Source organism: Curtobacterium sp. PhB190 (genome assembly GCF_004365385.1).
GTDB lineage: Bacteria > Actinomycetota > Actinomycetes > Actinomycetales > Microbacteriaceae > Curtobacterium.
In genome coordinates this window covers 243,002-262,700 of sequence record NZ_SODN01000002.1, presented here as the reverse complement: position 1 = coordinate 262,700, position 19,699 = coordinate 243,002, and the positions used below count along the sequence as shown (strand labels likewise).

At 70.1% G+C, this 19,699-nt stretch carries 16 protein-coding genes; 7 read left to right on the top strand and 9 right to left on the bottom strand.

The window, feature by feature from the left end; all coding sequences use genetic code 11:
- The first annotated feature begins 57 nt into the window (after positions 1–57).
- Complete coding sequence (locus tag EDF47_RS03985) at positions 58–405, top strand: DoxX family protein (RefSeq protein WP_123938477.1); 348 nt, start codon at positions 58–60, stop codon at positions 403–405.
- 22 nt (positions 406–427) lie between these two features.
- On the opposite strand, the gene EDF47_RS03980 is transcribed toward EDF47_RS03985, so the two are convergent.
- Both EDF47_RS03980 and EDF47_RS20145 read right to left on the bottom strand, forming a co-directional pair.
- Positions 428–1,528, bottom strand: a complete 1,101-nt coding sequence (locus tag EDF47_RS03980; RefSeq protein WP_133937982.1) for an SDR family oxidoreductase — start codon at positions 1,526–1,528, stop codon at positions 428–430.
- 37 nt (positions 1,529–1,565) lie between these two features.
- Positions 1,566–1,817, bottom strand: coding sequence for a DUF3253 domain-containing protein (locus EDF47_RS20145; RefSeq protein WP_235035881.1), 252 nt, complete (start codon positions 1,815–1,817; stop codon positions 1,566–1,568).
- Between the two features lie 227 nt (positions 1,818–2,044).
- On the opposite strand from EDF47_RS20145, the gene EDF47_RS03970 reads away from it, so the two are divergent.
- On the top strand, positions 2,045–3,385 hold the full coding sequence (locus tag EDF47_RS03970) for an alpha-amylase family glycosyl hydrolase (protein WP_243834001.1): 1,341 nt from the start codon (positions 2,045–2,047) through the stop codon (positions 3,383–3,385).
- 78 nt (positions 3,386–3,463) lie between these two features.
- Here EDF47_RS03970 and mmsB read toward each other — a convergent pair whose 3' ends face one another.
- From mmsB to chvE, 3 genes are all read right to left on the bottom strand, one after another.
- The gene (gene mmsB, locus EDF47_RS03965; protein ID WP_133937980.1) at positions 3,464–4,645 is read right to left on the bottom strand and encodes a multiple monosaccharide ABC transporter permease; all 1,182 of its coding nucleotides are present in this window, start codon (positions 4,643–4,645) and stop codon (positions 3,464–3,466) included.
- The gene (mmsA, locus tag EDF47_RS03960) at positions 4,632–6,182 is read right to left on the bottom strand and encodes a multiple monosaccharide ABC transporter ATP-binding protein (protein WP_131845834.1); all 1,551 of its coding nucleotides are present in this window, start codon (positions 6,180–6,182) and stop codon (positions 4,632–4,634) included. The genes mmsB and mmsA overlap by 14 nt, the downstream gene beginning before the upstream one ends.
- A 102-nt stretch (positions 6,183–6,284) precedes the next feature.
- Positions 6,285–7,415: a multiple monosaccharide ABC transporter substrate-binding protein gene (gene chvE, locus EDF47_RS03955; RefSeq protein ID WP_123672475.1), complete on the bottom strand. Its 1,131-nt coding sequence runs from the start codon at positions 7,413–7,415 to the stop codon at positions 6,285–6,287.
- A gap of 181 nt (positions 7,416–7,596) precedes the next feature.
- On the opposite strand from chvE, the gene EDF47_RS03950 reads away from it, so the two are divergent.
- The gene (locus tag EDF47_RS03950) at positions 7,597–8,646 is read left to right on the top strand and encodes a substrate-binding domain-containing protein (protein WP_131879540.1); all 1,050 of its coding nucleotides are present in this window, start codon (positions 7,597–7,599) and stop codon (positions 8,644–8,646) included.
- Positions 8,647–8,811: 165 nt separating this feature from the next.
- On the opposite strand, the gene EDF47_RS03945 is transcribed toward EDF47_RS03950, so the two are convergent.
- The 4 genes from EDF47_RS03945 to EDF47_RS03930 form a co-directional block, all read right to left on the bottom strand.
- Complete coding sequence (locus tag EDF47_RS03945; RefSeq protein WP_131879538.1) at positions 8,812–9,765, bottom strand: carbohydrate ABC transporter permease; 954 nt, start codon at positions 9,763–9,765, stop codon at positions 8,812–8,814.
- Between the two features lie 3 nt (positions 9,766–9,768).
- Positions 9,769–10,737 (bottom strand): sugar ABC transporter permease, encoded by a 969-nt coding sequence (locus EDF47_RS03940; RefSeq protein ID WP_123672474.1) that lies wholly within the window; start codon positions 10,735–10,737, stop codon positions 9,769–9,771.
- A 74-nt stretch (positions 10,738–10,811) separates the two neighbouring features.
- The gene (locus tag EDF47_RS03935) at positions 10,812–12,119 is read right to left on the bottom strand and encodes a sugar ABC transporter substrate-binding protein (protein WP_131879536.1); all 1,308 of its coding nucleotides are present in this window, start codon (positions 12,117–12,119) and stop codon (positions 10,812–10,814) included.
- 4 nt (positions 12,120–12,123) lie between these two features.
- Positions 12,124–14,115, bottom strand: coding sequence for a beta-L-arabinofuranosidase domain-containing protein (locus EDF47_RS03930; protein WP_131879535.1), 1,992 nt, complete (start codon positions 14,113–14,115; stop codon positions 12,124–12,126).
- Positions 14,116–14,287: 172 nt separating this feature from the next.
- On the opposite strand from EDF47_RS03930, the gene EDF47_RS03925 reads away from it, so the two are divergent.
- The 4 genes from EDF47_RS03925 (at position 14,288) to araA (ending at position 19,684) form a co-directional block, all read left to right on the top strand.
- Entirely contained in the window at positions 14,288–15,301 is a 1,014-nt protein-coding gene (locus EDF47_RS03925) for a LacI family DNA-binding transcriptional regulator (protein ID WP_131879533.1), read from the top strand.
- A gap of 425 nt (positions 15,302–15,726) precedes the next feature.
- Positions 15,727–17,418, top strand: coding sequence for an FGGY-family carbohydrate kinase (locus tag EDF47_RS03920; protein ID WP_131879531.1), 1,692 nt, complete (start codon positions 15,727–15,729; stop codon positions 17,416–17,418).
- Positions 17,415–18,158: an L-ribulose-5-phosphate 4-epimerase gene (locus tag EDF47_RS03915; RefSeq protein WP_243698074.1), complete on the top strand. Its 744-nt coding sequence runs from the start codon at positions 17,415–17,417 to the stop codon at positions 18,156–18,158. The genes EDF47_RS03920 and EDF47_RS03915 overlap by 4 nt, the downstream gene beginning before the upstream one ends.
- Positions 18,155–19,684 (top strand): L-arabinose isomerase, encoded by a 1,530-nt coding sequence (araA, locus tag EDF47_RS03910; protein ID WP_131879529.1) that lies wholly within the window; start codon positions 18,155–18,157, stop codon positions 19,682–19,684. Before EDF47_RS03915 ends, araA begins: the two co-directional genes overlap by 4 nt.
- The last annotated feature ends 15 nt before the right edge of the window (positions 19,685–19,699 follow it).

Sequence of the window (19,699 nt, the reverse complement as noted above, 5' to 3'; positions counted from 1 at the left end):
GAGCAGTCCCCGGTTTGAAACGGGGACAAGCATCCGTTTCATCACCTGGAGTTCCCCGTGCACATCGCTGCCGTCGTCCTGTCCCTCGTCCTCGCCGTGGCCCTGCTCGGGTCGGGCGTCATGAAACTCGTCCGCAACCCGAAGATCGTCGCCTCGATGCAGGCCGTCCACGTCACTCCCGCGCAGATGACGGTCCTCGGGGTGCTCGAGGTCGCCGCTGCCGCCGGGCTCGTCATCGGCATCTGGTGGGTGCCGCTCGCCATCGCCGCGGCCATCGGCGCGGTGGTCTACTTCGTCGGCGCCGTGGTGGCGCACCTCCGAGCGCACGACAAGGACCTGCAGGGCGCCGTCGTCCTGCTGGTGCTGTCGGTCGCGACGCTCGTGGTGCTCCTGCTCGCGCTGTAGCCCGCTGTCCCGGGCCGACGGCTCAGGGGATGAGTCGGTCGGCCCGGTAGCGCGCGAACAGGTCGGCGAACGCGCGTTCGGTCCGGCGGAAGGCCGTGAACCCGGCCTCGCGGCTCTTCGCCATGTCGGTGACGACCTCCATCGCGCGACCGAGGTCGGCGTCGGTGTGCCACCACGAGGCGAGTCGCGTGATGTCCGCCTCTGCCAGACCGTGTCGCTCGGCGATGCCGGCCCACTCCGACTCGTACGGCGCCATCTGCTGCTCGAGCGGTCGCGGCTCGTCCTGGTACCCGACCGCGCGCGCCGGGTCGACGCCGAGGTGCGCCGCGAGGCGCGGCCACATCCAGCGCCACCGGAAGACGTCACCGTTCACGATGTTGAACGCCTCGTCGGCACCCTCGGGTGCGGTCGCCGCCCAGACCATCTGCTCGGCGAGGATCCCCGCCTCGGTCATGTCGGTCAGGCCGTTCCACTGCGCCTCGCTGCCCGGGAACACGAAGTCCAGGTCGAGCTCCTTCGCGAGCGTCGCCTGCACCGCGATCGTCAGGCCCATGTTCATGGCGTTGCCGACGGCGTGCCCGATCACGGTGTGCGAGCGGTGCACCGACCACGTGAAGCCCTGGCGCTCGGCGGCGGCGAACAGTTCGTCCTCTTGTGCGTAGTAGAAGTTCGGGGTGTCCAGGCGGGGCTCTTCCTCGTGGAAGGGCGTGTCCGGCATCTCGCCCGCGGCGTAGGCCTCGAACGGGCCGAGGTAGTGCTTCAGCCCGGTCACCAGCGCGACGTGCGCCAGCGGGGCGTGCGCGAGTGCGGCGAGCAGGTCGCGGACCATGCCGCCGTTCACGCGGATGTTCTCCGCCTCCGTCTCCTGGCGCTGCCACGCGGTGAAGAACACGTGCGTGGCACGCTCGTCGGCCAGCGCGGCGCCGAGGCTGTCGGGATCGCGGAGGTCCGCGGCGACGGTCCGGACGTCCTGCTGGGGGAGCGGTCGGCGGGACAGCGCGGTCACGTCCCAGCCGAGGTCGAGCAGGTGGCCCACCAGGGCGGAGCCGGTGATGCCGCTCGCTCCCACGACGAGGGCTCGGGGCTGGACGGGGGTCGGTTCGGTCGATCCGGTTGCAGTCATCCCCGTCCCCAACCGACGGTGCGCGACAGGTGTTCCCTCACCGCGGGCGGCGGATGCGGATCGGGCCCTTCGCGGTCGACGGGTCCACGACGGAGCCGCCCTGGGTGATCTCGACCTCGCCGCGCGCCATCATGCGCTGGGCCGCTCGACGGGCGGGCTCCATGAGCGGGCGCCAGTCGTCCGGTTCGAGCGACCGAGCGACCTCGGACGGGCAGATGCTCGAGGTGCGTGCCCGTGCGGCGAGCAGCTCGTCGATGCGCTGTTCGAGTGCCAGGTCCGTCCGGTCCACTCCGTGGCGGCGGCAGGCGCGGGAACACCACTTGGTTTCGGGTGCCGCCGTCGACGGCATCCGACGGCCGCACGACGCACAGGTCCGATCGGCCTGTGCCGACTCCGACGCCGCAGCGTCCGCTTCCGTCCTGATCGCACGTCCCATGCCCACATCCTCGTCCTGTCGTCCCTGTCCGTTCCCAGCACAGGAGCGCCCAGCACAGGCGCGGCTGGCAGTGTCGAGGGGTGAGCACCGACACCGCACCGTCCCGTCCGCCCGAGCCCGCCTGGGTCCCGCACGTCATGTGGTGGCACGTGTACCCGCTCGGGTTCGTCGGGGCGGACGTCCGCCCGGGGGTGCCGGTCGAGGAGCGCGCCGTCGAGCACCGTCTCGGCCGCATCGAACCCTGGCTCGACCACGTGGTGGACCTCGGCTTGAACGGCCTGGTGCTCGGGCCGGTGTTCGCGAGCTCCACCCATGGCTACGACACGGTGGACCACTTCCGGATCGACCCTCGGCTCGGCGACGACTCCGACTTCGACCGTCTGGTGTCCGGGGCGCACGAGCGGGGGATCCGGGTCCTGCTCGACGGTGTCTTCAACCACGTCGGCCGTGAGCATCCGGCGTTCCGGGCGCTCGAAGAAGAGGGACCGGACGCGGCGACCGCTGGCCTGTTCGCGATCGACTGGTCGGGGTGGACGCCGGGGCAGCCGGTTCCCGTCGGGTTGTTCGAGGGACACGACATCCTCGTGGCGCTGGACCACGACAGCCGAGCGTCCGAGGACCTCGTCGTGCAGATCATGACGCACTGGCTGGAGCGCGGGATCGACGGCTGGCGCCTCGATGCTGCGTACGCGGTCCCACCGGCGTTCTGGGCCAGGGTGCTGCCGCGGGTGCGCGAGCGGTTCCCGGACGCGTGGTTCAGCGGTGAGGTGATCCACGGCGACGCGGCGGCGATCGCGCGGGAGTCGACCATGGACTCGTTGACGCAGTACGAACTGTGGCAGGGCATCTGGCACGGCATCGCGGACGGCAACGGCCACGAACTGGCGCACGCGATCGAGCGGCACGACGCCCTGCTCGAGACGTTCGCCCCGACGACCTTCATCGGCAACCACGACGTCACCCGCATCGCGAGCGCCGTGGGGGAGCAGTTCGCCGGGCACGCGGCCGCGGTGTTGTTCACCGTCGCCGGCACCCCGATCGTCTACGCGGGCGACGAGTACGGCTGGACCGGGGTGAAGGAGGAACGCGCGGGTGGCGACGACGCGGTCCGACCGGAGTTCCCGGACACACCACCCGCAGCGGGCGATCTGACGCACGCGTACGAGGCCCTGATCGCCCTGCGCCGCCGCAACCCGTGGTTGCACCGGGCGCACACCGACGTGGTGCACTTGACGAACACGGCGGTCGTCCTGCGGACCGCGACGTCGGACGCGGCCGTGGTGACCGCCCTGAACCTGTCGGCCGATCCCGTCGAGGTGCCCGCGGCGGATGCGACGCGGGTGGAGGCGGGCGGCGCGGATCTCGGGGACGGGACCCTGCGCCTCCCGGCCAGGGGTTGGGCCGTCGCGTCACGATCGTGAGCAGAAAAGGTCGGGTCCCCACAGAGGACCCGACCTTTTCTGTTCACCAAGCGACCGCGAACGCGACCGCGCGCATCCCTACTTGCGCGCGGCAGCAGCCCGACGCTTGTTGAACACGTCGAACGCGACGGCGGCGAGCAGGACCAAGCCCTTGATGAGCGACTGGTACTCGGTGCCGACGCCGAGGATCGACATACCGTTGTTGAGCAGACCGATGATGAGACCACCGACGATGGCGCCGGGGACCGTGCCGATGCCGCCGGTGACCGCTGCGCCACCGATGAACACCGCGGCGATGGCGTCGAGTTCGAAGCCGTTGCCCGCACCGGGTGCCGCCAGGTTGAGCTGACCGGTGAAGACCACGCCGGCCAGGGCCGAGATGACTCCCATGTTGACGAACAGCATGAACGTGAGGCGCTTCGTCTTCACGCCGGACAGCTGCGCGGCCAGGGCGTTGCCGCCGATGGCGTAGACGTGGCGGCCGAACACCGCGCTCCGCATGATGACCGAGTAGATCACCACGAGTGCGCCGAGGATGACGAGCACGATCGGGGTGCCGTTGTAGCTCGCGAGCAGCAGGGCCACGTAGACGACCAGCACGACGCCGAAGACGAGCTTCACGATGAACCAGGCGAACGGTTCGCTCTCGAGCTGGTACTTGCGGCGGGTGGCCCGGCCGCGGAACGCCGTGACGGCCATGACGGCCGCGGCGGCGAAGCCGAGGATCATCGTGAGCGGCTCGTACCCGGTGGTGCCGAACGACGGCAGGAAGCCGGACCCGAGGGCACGGAACCCGTCCGGGAACGGCGAGATCTGCTGGTTGTGCAGCACGATCTGCGCCGCACCGCGGAAGGCGAGCATGCCGGCCAGGGTGACGATGAACGCCGGGATCCCGAAGTAGGCGATCCAGAACCCCTGCCAGGCGCCGACGAGCGCTCCGACGACGAGGCAGAGCACGACGGCGATCGGCCACGGGATGTGCCACTGCGTGATCATCACGCCGGCCATGGCGCCGGTGAAGGCGACGACCGACCCGACGGACAGGTCGATGTGCCCGGCGATGATGACCATCACCATGCCGATGGCGAGGATGAGGATGTAGCTGTTCTGGACGATCAGGTTCGAGACGTTGATCGGGGCCAGGGTGATGCCGTTGGTCGTCACCTGGAAGAAGACGACGATGACGATCAGCGCGATGAACAGGCCGATCTGTCGGAGCTGCCCGGTGAGGTAGCCGGCGGCGGACTTAAGCGCGTTCATTGACAGGGGTCTCCCGTTCCTGGGTCATGTACTGCATGAGGACCTCTGGGGTGGCCTCGGAGCGGGGCACATCGGCGGTGATGGTGCCCTCGGAGAGTGTGTAGATGCGGTCGCAGATGCCGAGGAGCTCCGGGAGCTCCGAGGAGATCACGATGACCCCCTTGCCCTGGTCCGCGAGGCTGTTGATGATCGTGTAGATCTCGTACTTCGCACCGACGTCGATGCCGCGGGTCGGCTCGTCGAGGATGAGCACGTCCGGGTCGGTGTACATCCACTTCGACAGGACGACCTTCTGCTGGTTGCCGCCGGAGAGCTTGCCCGTGATGACGTCGACGTTCGGTGCCTTGATGTTGAGGTTCTTCAGGAACTGCCCGGCGACCGTGGTCTCCTCCGACGCGTTCACGAAGCCCCAGCTGGCGAGCTTGCCGAGCGCCGACCCGGAGATGTTCCGTTTGATGTCGTCGATGAGGTTCAGGCCGTAGCGCTTGCGGTCCTCGGTGACGTACGCGATGCCGTGGTCGATCGCCTGCGACACCGTGTGGGTCTTGATCGGCTCGCCGCGCTTGTAGACGGTGCCGCTGATGCCGGATCCGTACGACCGGCCGAACACGCTCATCGCGAGTTCGGTCCGCCCGGCGCCCATGAGTCCGGCGATGCCGACGATCTCGCCGGCTCGCACGTTCAGGTCGACCTGGTGGATGATCTCGCGTGACCCGTCGAGCGGGTGGTGGACCGTCCAGTCCTCGATCCGCAGGAGCTCCTCGCCGATCTTCGGCTCGTGCTCGGGGTACCGGTTCGACAGGTCGCGGCCGACCATCCCGCGGATGATGCGGTCCTCGGAGACGTCGTCGGCGTGCATGTCGAGCGTCTCGATGGTCTTGCCGTCGCGGATGATCGTGACCTTGTCGGCGATCGCCTTGATCTCGTTGAGCTTGTGGCTGATGATGATCGCCGTCATGCCCTCGGCCTGCAACGAGCGGATGAGCTCGAGCAGGTGCGCGGAGTCGTCGTCGTTCAGGGCAGCGGTGGGCTCGTCGAGGATGAGGAGCTTGACCTTCTTCGACAGTGCCTTCGCGATCTCGACGAGCTGTTGCTTGCCGACACCGATGTCCACGATCTTCGTGACCGGGTTGTCCTTGAGGCCGACGCGCTGCAGGAGCTCGGCGGCTGCCAGGTTCGTCTTGTTCCAGTCGATGAAGCCGCCCTTGGACCGCTCGTTGCCGAGGAAGATGTTCTCGGCGATCGACAGGAACGGGCTCAGCGCGAGTTCCTGGTGGATGATGACGACGCCAGCGGCTTCGGAGTCGTTGATGTTCGCGAACGAGACAGGTGCGCCGTCGAGCAGGATCTCGCCCTCGAAGGAGCCGTGCGGGTAGACGCCCGACAACACCTTCATGAGGGTCGACTTGCCGGCGCCGTTCTCGCCGCAGATGGCGTGGACCTGTCCACGCTCGACCTCGATCGAGACGCCCTGCAGGGCCTTCACGCCGGGGAACGTCTTGGTGATGTCACGCATCTCGAGGATCGTGTCCGTCACGTCGACCGCCTTCCGTGGTGCGCGCCGTGGCGCGCGGATGGGGCGGACGGGAGGCACGGGGCGGGGTCGACCCGTGCCTCCTGTCCGACAGGTGGGTTGCGACTACTTCAGGTCGGCTTCGGTGTAGTAACCCGAGTCGACGAGGACTTCCTTGTAGTTGTCCTTGGTGACGACCGTCGGCTGGAACAGGAAGGTCGGGACGACCTTGACCTTGTTGTCGTAGCTCTTCGTGTCGTTGACCTCGGGCTTGTCACCGGTGAGCAGGTCCTCGGCCATGGTGACCGACTGCTTGGCGAGCTTGCGGGTGTCCTTGTAGATGGTCGAGTACTGCTGACCGGCGATGATCGACTTGACCGAGGCCGCCTCGGCGTCTTGGCCCGTCACGATCGGCAGCGGACGGTCGCTGGTGCCGTAGCCGGCACCCTGCAGTGCCGAGATGATTCCGATCGAGATGCCGTCGTACGGCGAGAGCACGCCGTCGAGCGTGGTGCCGCCCGAGTACGACTTCGCGACGAGGTTCTGCATGCGGGCCTTGGCGGTCGCCGGGTCCCACTGCTGCGTGGCGGCCTGCGAGAGCTGGTCCTGACCGGACTGGATCTTCAGCGTGCCGTCCTCGAGGTACGGCTTGAGGGTCTTCATGGCGCCGTTGAAGAAGAAGCTGGCGTTGTTGTCGTCGAGCGAGCCGGCGAAGACCTCGATGTTGAACGGGCCCTTCTCGCCGGTCTTCTCGCCCTTGTCGTCGAGGACGCCGAGGCCGGTGAGCAGGCTCGTCGCCTGGTCGACGCCGACCTTCTCGTTGTCGAACGACACGTAGTAGTCGACGTTCTTGTTGCCCGTCAGCAGGCGGTCGTAGGAGATCACCTTGATGCCGGCCTTGGCGGCGGCGTCGAGCTGGTCGGAGAGGGCTCCGCCGTCGATCGACGCGATGATGAGGACCTTCGCGCCCTTCGTGATCATGTTGCTGACCTGCTGGGCCTGCTGCTGGACCTTGTTGTCGCCGTACTCGAGGTCGACCTTGTAACCGGCCTTCTCGAGGTCGCTCTTGACGGCGTCGCCGTCCTTGATCCAGCGTTCCGAGACCTTGGTCGGCATGGCGACGCCGACGAGGGCGCCCTTGTTGTCGCTGCTGCTGCCGCCGCCGTCGGTGGACGCGCGGCCACCGGCCGAGCAGCCGGCGAGTGCGATCGCGATGCCGAGGGCTGCTACGCCCGCGATGATCCTGCGCTTCGTCATCGAAGTACCTCTGTTCCTCTCGCGTCGTCCTCGACGCGCTCAGGTGCCGGGGCTGCTGTGCCCCGAGGGATGTGCTCGTGTGAGCGCTCACATACTGGGGCTTTCGTAACGGGGTGTCAACTCGACCTGACCGTTTCGCGATCTTGCCGCGCGGGCCGGACTGCGCGGTACGGTTGGCCTCGTGACGACCACGACCGCCCCAGGGGGCACGGGCGGCAAACGCCGGAAGGCTCCGACGATCTTCGACGTCGCCGAGCGTGCGGGCGTCTCCCACCAGACCGTCTCGCGCGTGATCAACGGCGACCCGACGGTCCGCGACGCCTTCCGCACGCAGGTCACCGACGCCGTCCACGACCTCGGCTACCGGCCCCGCGCCGCCGCCCGCGCACTCGCCGGGGGGCGGAGCCGCGCGCTCGGCATCATCACCGCCGGCGACGCGCTGTACGGCCCGTCGAGCACCGCGATCGGCTTCGAACGCGCGGCCCGGTCGGCCGGGTACCACGTGCTGCTCTCCACCCTGCCCGAGGAACCGACGCCGTCCGACCTGTCCGGTGCACTCACGACGCTGCTCGCGCAGGACGTCGCCGCGATCGTGCTCGTCGCCGCGGACAACCGGGTGCTCGACGCCCTCGGGTCGCTCACCGTGCCGGTCACCGTGCCGGTCGTCGTGTCCAACGCCGTGCAGCGCGACGCCGTGCGGACCCCGGCGGCGTCGACCGTCGCCGCGGTCGCGATCGACCAGGCCGCCGGGACGTCGCTCGTGATGGAACACCTGTTCGGGCGCGGGTACCGGCGGATCGTGCACATCGCCGGCCCGCCCGTCTCGCAGGAGTCCGAGGTGCGTCGCGCCACGTACGTCCGGATCATGCAGGACGCCGGCCTCGAGCCCGTCGTGCTCGACGGCGACTGGACCCCGGGGAGCGGGTTCGCGGCCGCGCGGCACATCGACGTGACGGCCGTCGACGCGGTGTTCGCCGGCAACGACCAGATGGCGCTCGGGGTGCTCCACGCCTTCGCCGACGAGGGCCTGCGCGTGCCCGACGACATCGCGGTGGTCGGGTTCGACGACGTGCCCGAGGCCGCGCACTTCACGCCGCCGCTGACCACCGTGCGGCAGGACTTCCGGGCGATGGGGGAGCGGGTGCTCGACACCGTGCGGGCCCTGGTCGAGGGCGAGCCGCGCGACGAGACGTTGCTGGCGCCCGAGCTCGTGGTGCGCCGCAGCGCCTAGCTCGGCGGACCTCGCACGGTGCGAGGGGTGGTGTCGAACGGTGCGAGGTTCCGTGCTCCGTGCGAGCCACCGGGCCTGGCACGGAGTACGGAACCTCGCACCGGAGCGGGCCCTCGCACGGTGCGGGGCCGTGTCAACCTCGCACCGGCCGGGCTGACCCGACCGTCAGCCCTTCAGCGCGCCGGACGACAGGCCTGCGACGTAGAACCGCTGCAGCCCGACGTAGAGCGCGATGCACGGGATCATCGCCACCACCGACCCGGCGACGAGGTTGCCGTACGACACCTGCCCGTACGCCCCGGTCTGCAGGTTGAGCAGCGCCACCGGCAGCGTGTAGAGCGAGTCCTTCGTCAGGAACGTCAGCGCTCCGAGGAACTCCGTCCACGACGCCAGGAACGCGTACAGCGCAGCGGTGGCCGCACCGGGCAGCAGGAGCGGGCGGAGCACCGACACGACGACCCGGAAGCGTGAGGCACCGTCGACGAACGCCGAGTCCTCGAGCTCGGTCGGGATCGACTCGAACGCGTTCCGCATCACGAACACCCCGAACGGCAGGTTCACCGTCGTGTAGAACAGCACGAGCCCGAGCAGCGAGTTCGTGAGTTTCATGGCGTTCATCTCGAGGTACAGCGGGGTGAGGATCGCCTGGAACGGCACCATCATCGTCAGCAGCACCAGACCGAACACGATGCCCGACCCCCGGAACCGGAAGCGGGCGAACCCGTACCCGGCCATCGTGGCGATCACCGCGGTCAGCACCGCGGTGGCGATCGACACGATCAACGAGTTGAACACGCCGGTCAGCAGGTGTGACGACGAGCTGAAGACGGCCGCGAAGTTCTGCCAGCCGAGCTGGAAGAAGGTCGCGGGGTCGGCGGCCTGCGTGATGACGGCCTCGGACTGGAACGCCCGCAGGACCGACCACAGCAGCGGGACACCGAAGACGAGCACCGACCCGACGCCGGCGATCACGTACAGGGTGCGTTTGACGGCGGTGTCGCGGGGGTGCCGGACGCTGCCCTGGTGGTGGCGCCGGCCGCGTCCGTCGCCGGTGGTGGTCAGCGTGCGGGTGGACAGGTCCGGCGCTGCGAGTCCGGCACGGGAGGTCGTGGTGCTCATGGCTCAGTCCTTCTCTCGCAGTGCCCAGAACTGGAACACCGTGACGGCGGCGATGACGACGACCAGGGCGATCGACTCGGCGGTCGCGGCGCCGAGCTGCAGGTTGACGAAGCCACGGTTGTAGATCGCGTTGACGATCGTCGTGGTCTCGGTCCCCGGCCCGCCCTGGGTCAGGATGTAGAACTGGTTGAACGCGAGCAGCGAGCCGATCACCGAGATGATGGCGCTGAGGGCGATGGTCGACCGGATCATCGGCAGGGTGATGAGCCGTTCGGTCTGCCACCAGGACGCGCCCTCGAGCTGCGCCGACTCGTACACCTCGTCGGGGATGCCCTGCATGGCCGACATCAGCAGCACCATCGTCAGGCCGGACACCGCCCAGACCACGAGCACGCAGATGAGCAGCGTGGCGAGGGGGCCGTTGACGAGCCAAGCGGTGCTGCCGTCGGTGATGCCGAGCCAGCGGAGCACCATGTTGACGGCTCCGGAGTTCGGCTGCGCCTCGAGCACGAGCATGAACGACAGCGTGGTCAGGCCGACGACGTACGGCAGGAAGAACACCGTCCGCAGCAGGGTGCTGCCCCGTCGCCGTGCCCGGATGAGCACCGCCAGGAAGTAGCCGAGCACCAGGATCGGCACCGTCACGATCGCGGTGTACAGCAGCGTGTACCCGATGGCGTGCACGAACGTCGGGTCCTGGAACAGCGTCAGGTAGTTCTGCAGCCCGATGAACCGGTACGGACCGATCAGGGGCCAGTTCGTGAACGAGATGTAGAGCGCGAACACGAGCGGCGCGAGGACGAACACCGCGACGAAGACGATCGCCGGGGTGACGAGCACGGCGCCGGCGCGCGGCGGGTGCGTGAGCGACCCGCGGGACGGACCCGGGCGGCCCGAGCGGCCCGGGCGGCCGGCGCCGCGGCCGACGGTGGGGCGGCCGGCGCCGGTCCGTCGGTTGGAGATGGTGGTCATGTCTGCACCTCTCTGTGCAACGAGCGAGCGAGCGAACGAGCGAACGAACGAGCGAACAGGCGAGCGGGCGACGGTCAGGCCTGGACCTGGTCGAGGATGCGGGTGTAGTCCGCCTGCGCCGTCTTCATCGCGGCAGCGGTGCCCGAGCCGAACACGGCCTCGCGGAACATCGCGAAGTACGGTGACGACGGCTGGTTGTTGAGCAGGTTGTACGCCAGGGTCTGCGGCGCGTAGCCCTTGTCGATGGCGTCGAGCGGGCCGAACGCCAACGGGAACCGCTTCCGGTACTCGGGCGTCGCGGCGTCCGAGCGGGTGGGGAAGTACCCGCCGTCGGGCAGGGCCTGCTGTTGCTGCAGGCCGTTCGCGTACTGCATGAACGCCCAGCCGCCGGACGGGTTCGCCGCCCCGTTCGGGATGCACATGTTGTCGCCGCCGTCGAAGAACGACCGCTGGCCGTCCCACGACGGGATGAGCACCGTCTGCATCTTCGCCCGCATCGCCTTGGTGGCCGCGGGCACGGTGGCGCCGTACGAGGTCGGGAAGATCCCGACCTTGCCGGCCCGGAAGTCCGCGCCCCACGTGGTGCCGGCGTCCGAGTACGTCGCCTTCGACAGCGAGCCGTCCTTCCAGAGCTGCCGGTAGAACTCGAGCATCCGTTCCAGCGCGTCGTTGCCGGTGATGTTCGCCGTCTGGGAGCCGACCTCGCCGGACATCATGTCGACACCCGTTGCCCAGACGTGCGGCTGGGTGACGAAGCCGATGATGCCGGCGGCGTTGCCGGAGATCGACCACCCGTAGACGTCGTCGTCGAGCTTCCGGATGGCCTTCGCCGCGTCGAGCAGCGTGGAGAGGTCCTTCGTGGAGTCCTCGACGTCGAGCCCCGCCCGGTCGAACAGCTCGGTGTTGACGAACAGCTGCGAGTTGTCCGCCAGGTAGGGCAGCCCGTAGTACCGGTCGCGGTACTCGAGCAGCCGCAGGTGGCCCGGCGAGATCGCGTCGAAGTAGTCGAGGCCCTTGACGACGTCGGTCAGGTCGGCGAACGCCTCGCGGAAGATGAACAGCTGCGAGTTGATGTCGTCGATGTCCACGACGTCCGGCGGCTCACCACCGCGGATGGCCGTCGCGAGCTTCGTCACGTACTGACCGTCCGGCACCGGGGTCAGCTCGACCTGCAGCTTCGGGTTCGCCTTGTTGAACCCGGCCACGGCCGAGGTCAGCCCTGCCTGGGTCGCGGACCGGCACCAGACGTGCACGGTGCCGGTCGCGTCCTTCCCGAAGCTCGCCACCTTCGCGTCGACCTTCGGCAGGGTGCCGGAGCACCCTGCCAGGGCGAGTGCTGCGCCGCCGGCGACACCGCCGACCAGGAACGCTCTGCGGTCCATCAGATCACCGCGCCAGCGGGAGCCACACGCGCATCGGCGCTGCGCCCCGGTTCGCCCAGGCGTAGTAGGGAACCGCGGTCGCGGTGACGGCCGGGAGGCCCGTGGTGGCGTTCTCGGAACCGGCCACGTCGCCGACGTTGGTCGCGTCGAGAGCGTTCGTCGCGCCTCCCGGCCCGTCCAGCCGCTGGTACGGCCACGATGCCTGCTCGTGTCCGGCCGGGGCGTGTCCGGGCACGCGCAGCGTGACGATGCCGTCGAGCAGGTCGTCGCGACGTTCCTCGGTGATCGGTGCGACCGCGTCGACCGTCAGGTCGTCGACCGTGAAGCCCTGCTGGTCCGCCTGCTCCACCGCGTACACGAGGGGGCCGCGCTCGATGGCGACCTGACCGCGGGCGGCGTCGATGCGGGTGTCGGCCACGTACCGGTGCGGCGTCGTGTCGAAGACGAGCTCGACCGTGTCCCCGGCGGTCCAGTGCCGGTCGACGACGTGCAGCGTGCCCGGCTCCGGGTGGGCCGTACCGTCCGGTCCCTGCACCGTCGTCGTGTCCGACCAGACCGGGATCCGCAGACCGAGGGCGAGCGGGCCGTCCTCGGTGACCGTGACGACCACGCGGCCGTCGTGCGGGTAGCCGGTCTCGACCGACACCGGCCCGAGGTCCGCCGTTGCGTACTGGTGGATCTGCAGGCCGCCGTCGGTCGCGGTCGCCAGGTAGCCGTCCAGGCTCGCGAACGTGCGCATGATGTTCGGCGGGCAGCAGGCGCAGTCGAACCAGCCTCGGCGCCCGTGAGCGGGGGAGCGGTTCTCGTCCTGGTGCGCGTGGTCCCGCTGCTGCAGGGGGTTCACGTAGAAGTACTCGGTGCCCGCCAGGCTCACGCCGGCCAGGAACGCGTTGTACAGCAGGCGCTCGATCGCGTCGGCGTAGACCGGCTTGCCGGTGGCGAGCAGCAGGCGCCACGCCCACTGCACACCGCCGATGGCCGCGCAGGTCTCGGCGTAGCCACGGTCGGTCGGCAGCTCGTAGGGGTCGCCGAACGCCTCCCAGTCCCAGCGCGCCCCGAGGCCGCCGGTGATGAACGCCTTCGTCGCCATCATGTCCGCGAACTGTCCCTCGCTCGCGGCCAGCAGCTCGGTGTCGCCGGTCTCGATCGCGACGTCGACGGCGCCGGCTGCCAGGTACACGGCGCGGACGGCGTGGCCCTCGACGGTCGTGGCCTGCCGACTCGGCACCCGGTCGGAGAAGTACGTCGGCTCGCCGCCGGCACGCTCGATGATTCCCGTGCCGCGGGCGTCGACGAACCAGTGCGCCAAGTCGAGGTACTCACGGTTGCCGGTCTCGCGGTACAGCTCGACGAGGCCCATCTCGACGACGGGGTGGCCGTCGACGTCGCGGGTCTTCGGCGTGCCGTCCGGTGCGGTCCCGTCGCCGAACGTGCGGACCAGGTGGTCGGCGTTCTTGATCGCGACCTCGAGCAGGCCGGTGTCGCCCGTCGCACGGTGCTGTGCCACGGCCGCCTGGTAGAGGTGGCCGGCGCAGTACATCTCGTGGCTCCACTTGAGGTCCGTGTACCGCTCGCCCTTCCCCCGGATCTGCTGCACGGAGTCGAGGTAGCCGTCGTCGGCCTGCGCCTGGGCGTACAGGGCGGTGACCTCGCGCTGCAGTTCGAGCAGGTCCTCGGACGGGGCGCGGCCGTACTCCCACGCCACCGCCTCGAGCCACTTCGTCACGTCCGAGTCCATGAAGATCGGGCCGGTGGCCTCGCCCTCCTCGAGCCCCGCGGCGATGCGCAGGTTCCGGAAGTTGCCGGCGGTCTCGAGCAAGGCGTACCCGCCGCGGACCGCGTCACGGCCGTTGCGCTCCTGCCGGAGTGCCCAGAAGCCGCCGGTGATCCGGGCGTCGCCCGTCGGCAGGGGCCGGAGCGTGAGGTGCGCGTCGGCGGTCGGGAGGACCGGGGTCGCGGTGTGCGCACGGCTGTCGGTCGCGAGCGTGGTGGTCATGTCGCCTCCTTGCGATGTGACTGGGACCGTCCCGGTGCCGCCGTTCGTGCAGCGTTTCGGAAAACGGTTTCTGCGGTGGACGTTACGACACTGGTCTTCGCCGCGCAAGGGGGCTGGTGGGTTTTCTGCGTATGCTCATCGTCACGTCCCGCGATCCGGAAAGGAACTTGCCGTGACCCTCGAGCGCACCGGTGCCGACCGCAGCACGCAGCCTGTCCGGATCACCGACGTCGCCGCGCTCGCCGGGGTGTCGATCGGCACGGCGTCGAAGGCGCTCAACGGCACCGGACAGCTCCGCGACTCCACCCGGGCACGGGTCAAGGACGCCGCCGAGAAGCTCGGGTTCGTGGGCGACGCCCGGGCCCGTGCGCTGTCCTCCGGCCGGACCTACACGGTCGGCATGATCACCACCGACTCCTTCGGTCGGTTCTCGATCCCGGTGCTCCTCGGTGCCGAGGACGCCCTGTCCGCCGGACAGATGGCGGTCCTGCTCTGCGACACCCGCGACGACCACGTCCGCGAGGCCCACTACCTCCGCTCGCTTGCAGCCCGCGGAGTCGACGGCATCATCGTGACCGGACGGTCCGCCGACCCGCGACCGCCGATCGACGTGGCGATCCCGGTCGTGTACGCGTTCACGCCGTCGACCTCGGCCGACGACGTGTCGATCACCCTCGACGACTCCGCCGGGTCCGCGCTCGTCGCCTCGCACGTGCTGACGCTCGGGCGGCAGCGGGTCGCCGTCGTCACCGGGCCCGCACGGCACCGTTCCGCCGAACGTCGGGTGGCGGGCGCGGCCTCCGTGCTCGGGTCGCGACTGGTCACGCCGCCGCTGTTCGGCGAGTGGTCGGAGCGGTGGGGGCGCCAGGCCGTCGACGTGCTCGCGCGGCAGTCGCCCGAGGTCGACGCGATCGTGTGCGGCAGCGACCAGATCGCCCGCGGCGTGTGCGATCGGCTTCGGGAGCTCGGACGCTCGGTCCCCGAGGACGTCGCCGTCACCGGGTACGACGACTGGGACGTGATGGCGCTCGCCTCGAGGCCGCCACTGACGACGGTGGACCTGCGGCTCGAGGAGCTCGGGCGCGTGGCCGGGCAGGCGTTGCTCGGCCTGATCGACGGCGGTGCGGCCGCCTCGGCGACGGTCACCCCGTCCCTCGTCATCCGCGAGAGCACCGCCGGCGCGTAGCCCGCGCGCCCGTCCGCCCGTCGCGCCCGTCGCCGAGGTTCCGAAATCTCGGCATCTGGGCGGGACTCCGAGCCGTTCGTGGGACCTCGGCGCACCGGCGGCGGCGAGTCGTGGAACCTCGGCGGGGAAGGGTCGGGCGAGTCGTCGCCGCGTCGGGGTCCGTCGGGACGCGCCGAAGGCCGTTGCCCGGGATTGCCGCTCGGCGCCCGGGGTTCCGAGATTTCGGCATCTGGGCGGGGATCCGAGGCGGTCGTGGAACCTGGGCGCTGCGCGGGCGGCGAGTTGTGGAACCTCGGCGGACGTGAGCGGGGTGTCTCGACTGGTGGGGCAGGCGAGCGGGCGGCGCGCCCGGACGTTGCGAGAGTGAGCGCTCACGTGCCAGGATGTGAGCGCTCACGGAGGACGACGGAGTTCTGGAGGAACGCATGGGCGACGACCCCACCCAGCAGGTCGCGAACGGCCGCACGACACTCGGGATCGAGCTCGGCTCCACCCGCATCAAGGCATGCCTGGTGGACGAGGACCTCGTCCCCATCGCCGCCGGCTCCCACGAGTGGGAGAACGAGTTCGTCGACGGCCGCTGGACCTACTCGCTCGACGCCGTCGAGACCGGCCTCCGGGCCGCGTACGCCGCGCTCGTCGCCGACGTCGAAGCGCAGTTCGGCGTGCGTCCGACCACCTTCCGCGCGGTCGGCGTGAGCGCGATGATGCACGGCTACCTGGCGTTCGACGCCGCGGGCGACCTGCTCGTGCCGTTCCGGACCTGGCGGAACACCTCGACCGGGCCCGCAGCCGAACAGCTCAGCGAGGCACTGGCCTTCAACGTGCCGCTCCGCTGGTCGATCGCACACCTGTACCAGGCGGTCCTCGACGAGGAGCCGCACGTGGCCGAGGTCGCGGGCATCACGACGCTCGCGGGCTACGTGCACCGACGACTCACCGGACGGAACGTGCTCGGCGTCGGGGATGCGTCCGGCGTGTTCCCGATCGAGGGCGGCCCCGTCGACAGCGGCCCTGGAGACCCGGGCGCGAAGGACTTCGACCATGCGATGCTCGCCACCGCGCAGGACCTGATCGGTGTGCCGGACCTGCGGTCCCTGCTGCCCGAGGTCCTCGTCGCCGGTGCCGAAGCCGGTGAGCTGACCCCCGAGGGCGCCGCGTGGCTCGACCCCACCGGCACGCTCGAACCCGGCGCGCCGCTCTGCCCGCCCGAGGGCGACGCCGGCACCGGCATGGTCGCGACGAACGCCGTCGCACCCCGCACCGGCAACGTCAGCGTCGGCACGAGCATCTTCGCGATGGTGGTCCTCGAGCACCCGCTCAGCACCCCGCACGAGGAACTCGACGTCGTGACCACCCCGGCGGGCGACGCCGTGGCGATGGTGCACTGCAACAACGGCGCGAGCGAGATCGCGAGCTGGGCGAAGGTCTTCGGACGGTTCGCCGAAGCGGCCGGGCAGCCCCTCGACGTCGACACCGTCTACGCGACACTGCTCACCGAATCGATCGCGGACAGCACCGACCCCGACGCCGGCGGCCTGCTCTCGTTCAACTACCTGGCCGGTGAACCGGTCACCCACGTCGAGGACGGCCGGCCCCTGCTGCTCCGCACCCCCGACGCCCGCTTCACCCTGGGCAACCTGGTCCGCTCCGAGGTGCACGGCGCGTTCGCCACCCTGGCGATCGGCATGGACGTGCTGCACGGCGAGCAGGTGCAGGTCGACCGGATGACCGCGCACGGCGGGCTCTTCCGCACGCCGGGTGCCCCGCAGCGACTGCTCGCCGCGGCACTGCGGGTGCCGATCGCCCTCGAGGAGACCGCGGGCGAGGGCGGGGCGTGGGGCATCGCCGTCCTGGCCGCCTACCTCGAGCACACCGACCAGCAGCTCGCCGACTTCCTGTCGGACACCGTGTTCGGCGGGGACGCCGTGCACGTGGCCGAGCCCGAGCCGGCCGACGTCGACGGCTTCCAGACCTACCTGGGCCGCTACCGGGCCGCACTGCCCGTGCAGGACGTGGCGGCGGCGGCGACCCGCCCCAGCGCGACCACGCGCCCGACCGAGCAGACCGACGGCGCCGACCCGCGCCTCCCGGCAGAGCAGGAAGCGACCCGATGACCGACGCGACCCAGCAGAACGCGACCCAGCACGCCGACGCGACCGACCCGACCACGCGCCAGGCAGTGGCGACCACCCGGGAACGCGTCGCCCGCCTGCACGGTGAACTCGTCCGCTACGGTCTGGTGATCTGGACCGGCGGCAACGTCTCCGAGCGTGTGCCCGGCACCGACCTGTTCGTCATCAAGCCGAGCGGCGTCTCGAGCGACGACCTGACCCCGGAGAACCAGGTCGTCTGCACCCTCGACGGCGAGCCGGCCGACGGTTGGGGCAACGCGCACGGACCGAGCTCCGACACCGCCGCGCACGCCCACGTGTACCGGAACATGCCCGAGGTCGGCGGTGTCGTGCACACCCACTCGACGTACGCGACGGCGTGGGCCGCACGAGCGGAACCCATCCCGTGCGTGATCACCGCGATGGCGGACGAGTTCGGCGGGCCGATCCCGGTCGGGCCGTTCGCGATCATCGGTGACGACTCCATCGGCCACGGCATCGTCGAGACGCTGACCGGCCACCGATCCCGCGCGGTCCTCATGCAGAACCACGGCGTCTTCACCATCGGCAAGGACGCGAAGGACGCCGTCAAGGCCGCCGTGATGTGCGAGGACGTCGCCCGCACCGTGCACATCGCGAAACAGGGCGGGGACGTGGTCCCGATCGCGCAAGCAGACATCGATCGACTCTTCGATCGCTACCAGAACGTCTACGGACAGAACCCCGAAGGAGCCATGCAATGACGCAGGAGACCACCGTCGACCCCCAGGCCACGCTCGACGGCTACGAGGTCTGGTTCCTCACCGGCTCCCAGGGGCTGTACGGCGAGGAGACGCTGCGCCAGGTCGAGGAGCAGAGCAAGGCCGTGCACGCCGAACTGGCCGGCGCGCTGCCGGTCAAGCTCGTCTGGAAGCCGGTCCTGAAGGACGCCGACGGCATCCGCCGCGCCCTGATCGAGGCCAGCGCCGACGACAAGGTCATCGGCGTCACCACCTGGATGCACACCTTCAGCCCCGCGAAGATGTGGATCGGTGGCCTGCAGGCGCTGACGAAGCCGCTGCTGCACCTGCACACGCAGGCGAACGTCACGCTGCCGTGGGCGGACATCGACTTCGACTTCATGAACCTCAACCAGGCCGCGCACGGCGACCGTGAGTTCGGCTACGCGCTCGCACGCCTCGGTGTCCGGCACGCCACCGCCGTCGGGCACGTCTCGGATCCTCGCGTCCAGCAGCGAGTGTCGAACTGGACCCGTGCCGCAGCCGGCGCCGCAGCAGTCCGTGAGCTGAAGCTCACCCGCTTCGGCGACAACATGCGCTACGTCGCCGTCACCGAGGGCGACAAGACCGAGGCGGAGATCGAGCTCGGCGTGCAGGTGAACACCTGGGCGGTGAACGAGCTGGCAGCGGCCGTGTCCGCCGCGTCGGACCAAGAGATCGACGCGCTCGTGGCGACCTACGAGCGCGACTACGACGTCGACCCGTCACTCCGCAGCGACGGCGGCGCACGGCACGCCGCGCTCCGCGACGGCGCCGCCATCGAGATCGGCCTCCGCACGCTCCTGCAGCAGAACGGCTCCGCCGCCTTCACCACCAACTTCGAGGACCTCGGCACGCTCAAGCAGCTGCCCGGCCTCGCGGTCCAGCGCCTGATGGCGGACGGCTACGGCTTCGGCGCCGAGGGCGACTGGAAGACGGCCGTCCTGGTCCGTGCGATGAACGTCGCCGGCGCCGGACTGCCCGGTGGTGCGAGCCTGATGGAGGACTACACCTACGACCTCACGCCCGGTGCTGAGAAGATCCTCGGTGCCCACATGCTCGAGGTCTCGCCCACGCTCACCACCACGAAGCCGACGCTGGAGATCCACCCGCTCGGCATCGGCGGCAAGGACGACCCGGTCCGCCTGGTCTTCACCGCCGACTCCGGCGAGGCCGTGGTGGTCGCGCTCTCCGACACCCGCGACGGCTTCCGCCTGACCGCGAACGTCGTCGACGTCGTGCCGCCGACCGAGGCCCTGCCGAAGCTCCCCGTCGGCCGTGCCGTCTGGGAGCCGCGCCCGTCGTTCCCCGTCGCCGCCGAGGCCTGGCTCACCGCCGGCGCCGCCCACCACACCGTGATGACGACGGCCGTCGGTCTGCAGGTGGTCGAGGACCTGGCGACCATGGTCGGCACCGAGTTCCTGGTCATCGACGAGCACACCACCGCCCGCGGGTTCCGCGACGAGCTGCGTCTCCAGCAGACGTGGCACCGTCTCGACCGCGGCTTCTGAGGGACGCGGACCGTA

What these genes read in the sequence shown, in the direction of transcription:
- EDF47_RS03940 (WP_123672474.1), bottom strand. Translation starts at nt 10,737, where the DNA reads ATGACCACCATCTCCAACCGACGGACCGGCGCCGGCCGCCCCACCGTC.
- EDF47_RS03980 (WP_133937982.1), bottom strand. Translation starts at nt 1,528, where the DNA reads ATGACTGCAACCGGATCGACCGAACCGACCCCCGTCCAGCCCCGAGCC.
- mmsB (WP_133937980.1), bottom strand. Translation starts at nt 4,645, where the DNA reads ATGAACGCGCTTAAGTCCGCCGCCGGCTACCTCACCGGGCAGCTCCGA.
- chvE (WP_123672475.1), bottom strand. Translation starts at nt 7,415, where the DNA reads ATGACGAAGCGCAGGATCATCGCGGGCGTAGCAGCCCTCGGCATCGCG.
- araA (WP_131879529.1), top strand. Translation starts at nt 18,155, where the DNA reads ATGACGCAGGAGACCACCGTCGACCCCCAGGCCACGCTCGACGGCTAC.
- EDF47_RS03945 (WP_131879538.1), bottom strand. Translation starts at nt 9,765, where the DNA reads ATGAGCACCACGACCTCCCGTGCCGGACTCGCAGCGCCGGACCTGTCC.
- EDF47_RS03915 (WP_243698074.1), top strand. Translation starts at nt 17,415, where the DNA reads ATGACCGACGCGACCCAGCAGAACGCGACCCAGCACGCCGACGCGACC.
- EDF47_RS03930 (WP_131879535.1), bottom strand. Translation starts at nt 14,115, where the DNA reads ATGACCACCACGCTCGCGACCGACAGCCGTGCGCACACCGCGACCCCG.
- EDF47_RS03920 (WP_131879531.1), top strand. Translation starts at nt 15,727, where the DNA reads ATGGGCGACGACCCCACCCAGCAGGTCGCGAACGGCCGCACGACACTC.
- EDF47_RS03935 (WP_131879536.1), bottom strand. Translation starts at nt 12,119, where the DNA reads ATGGACCGCAGAGCGTTCCTGGTCGGCGGTGTCGCCGGCGGCGCAGCA.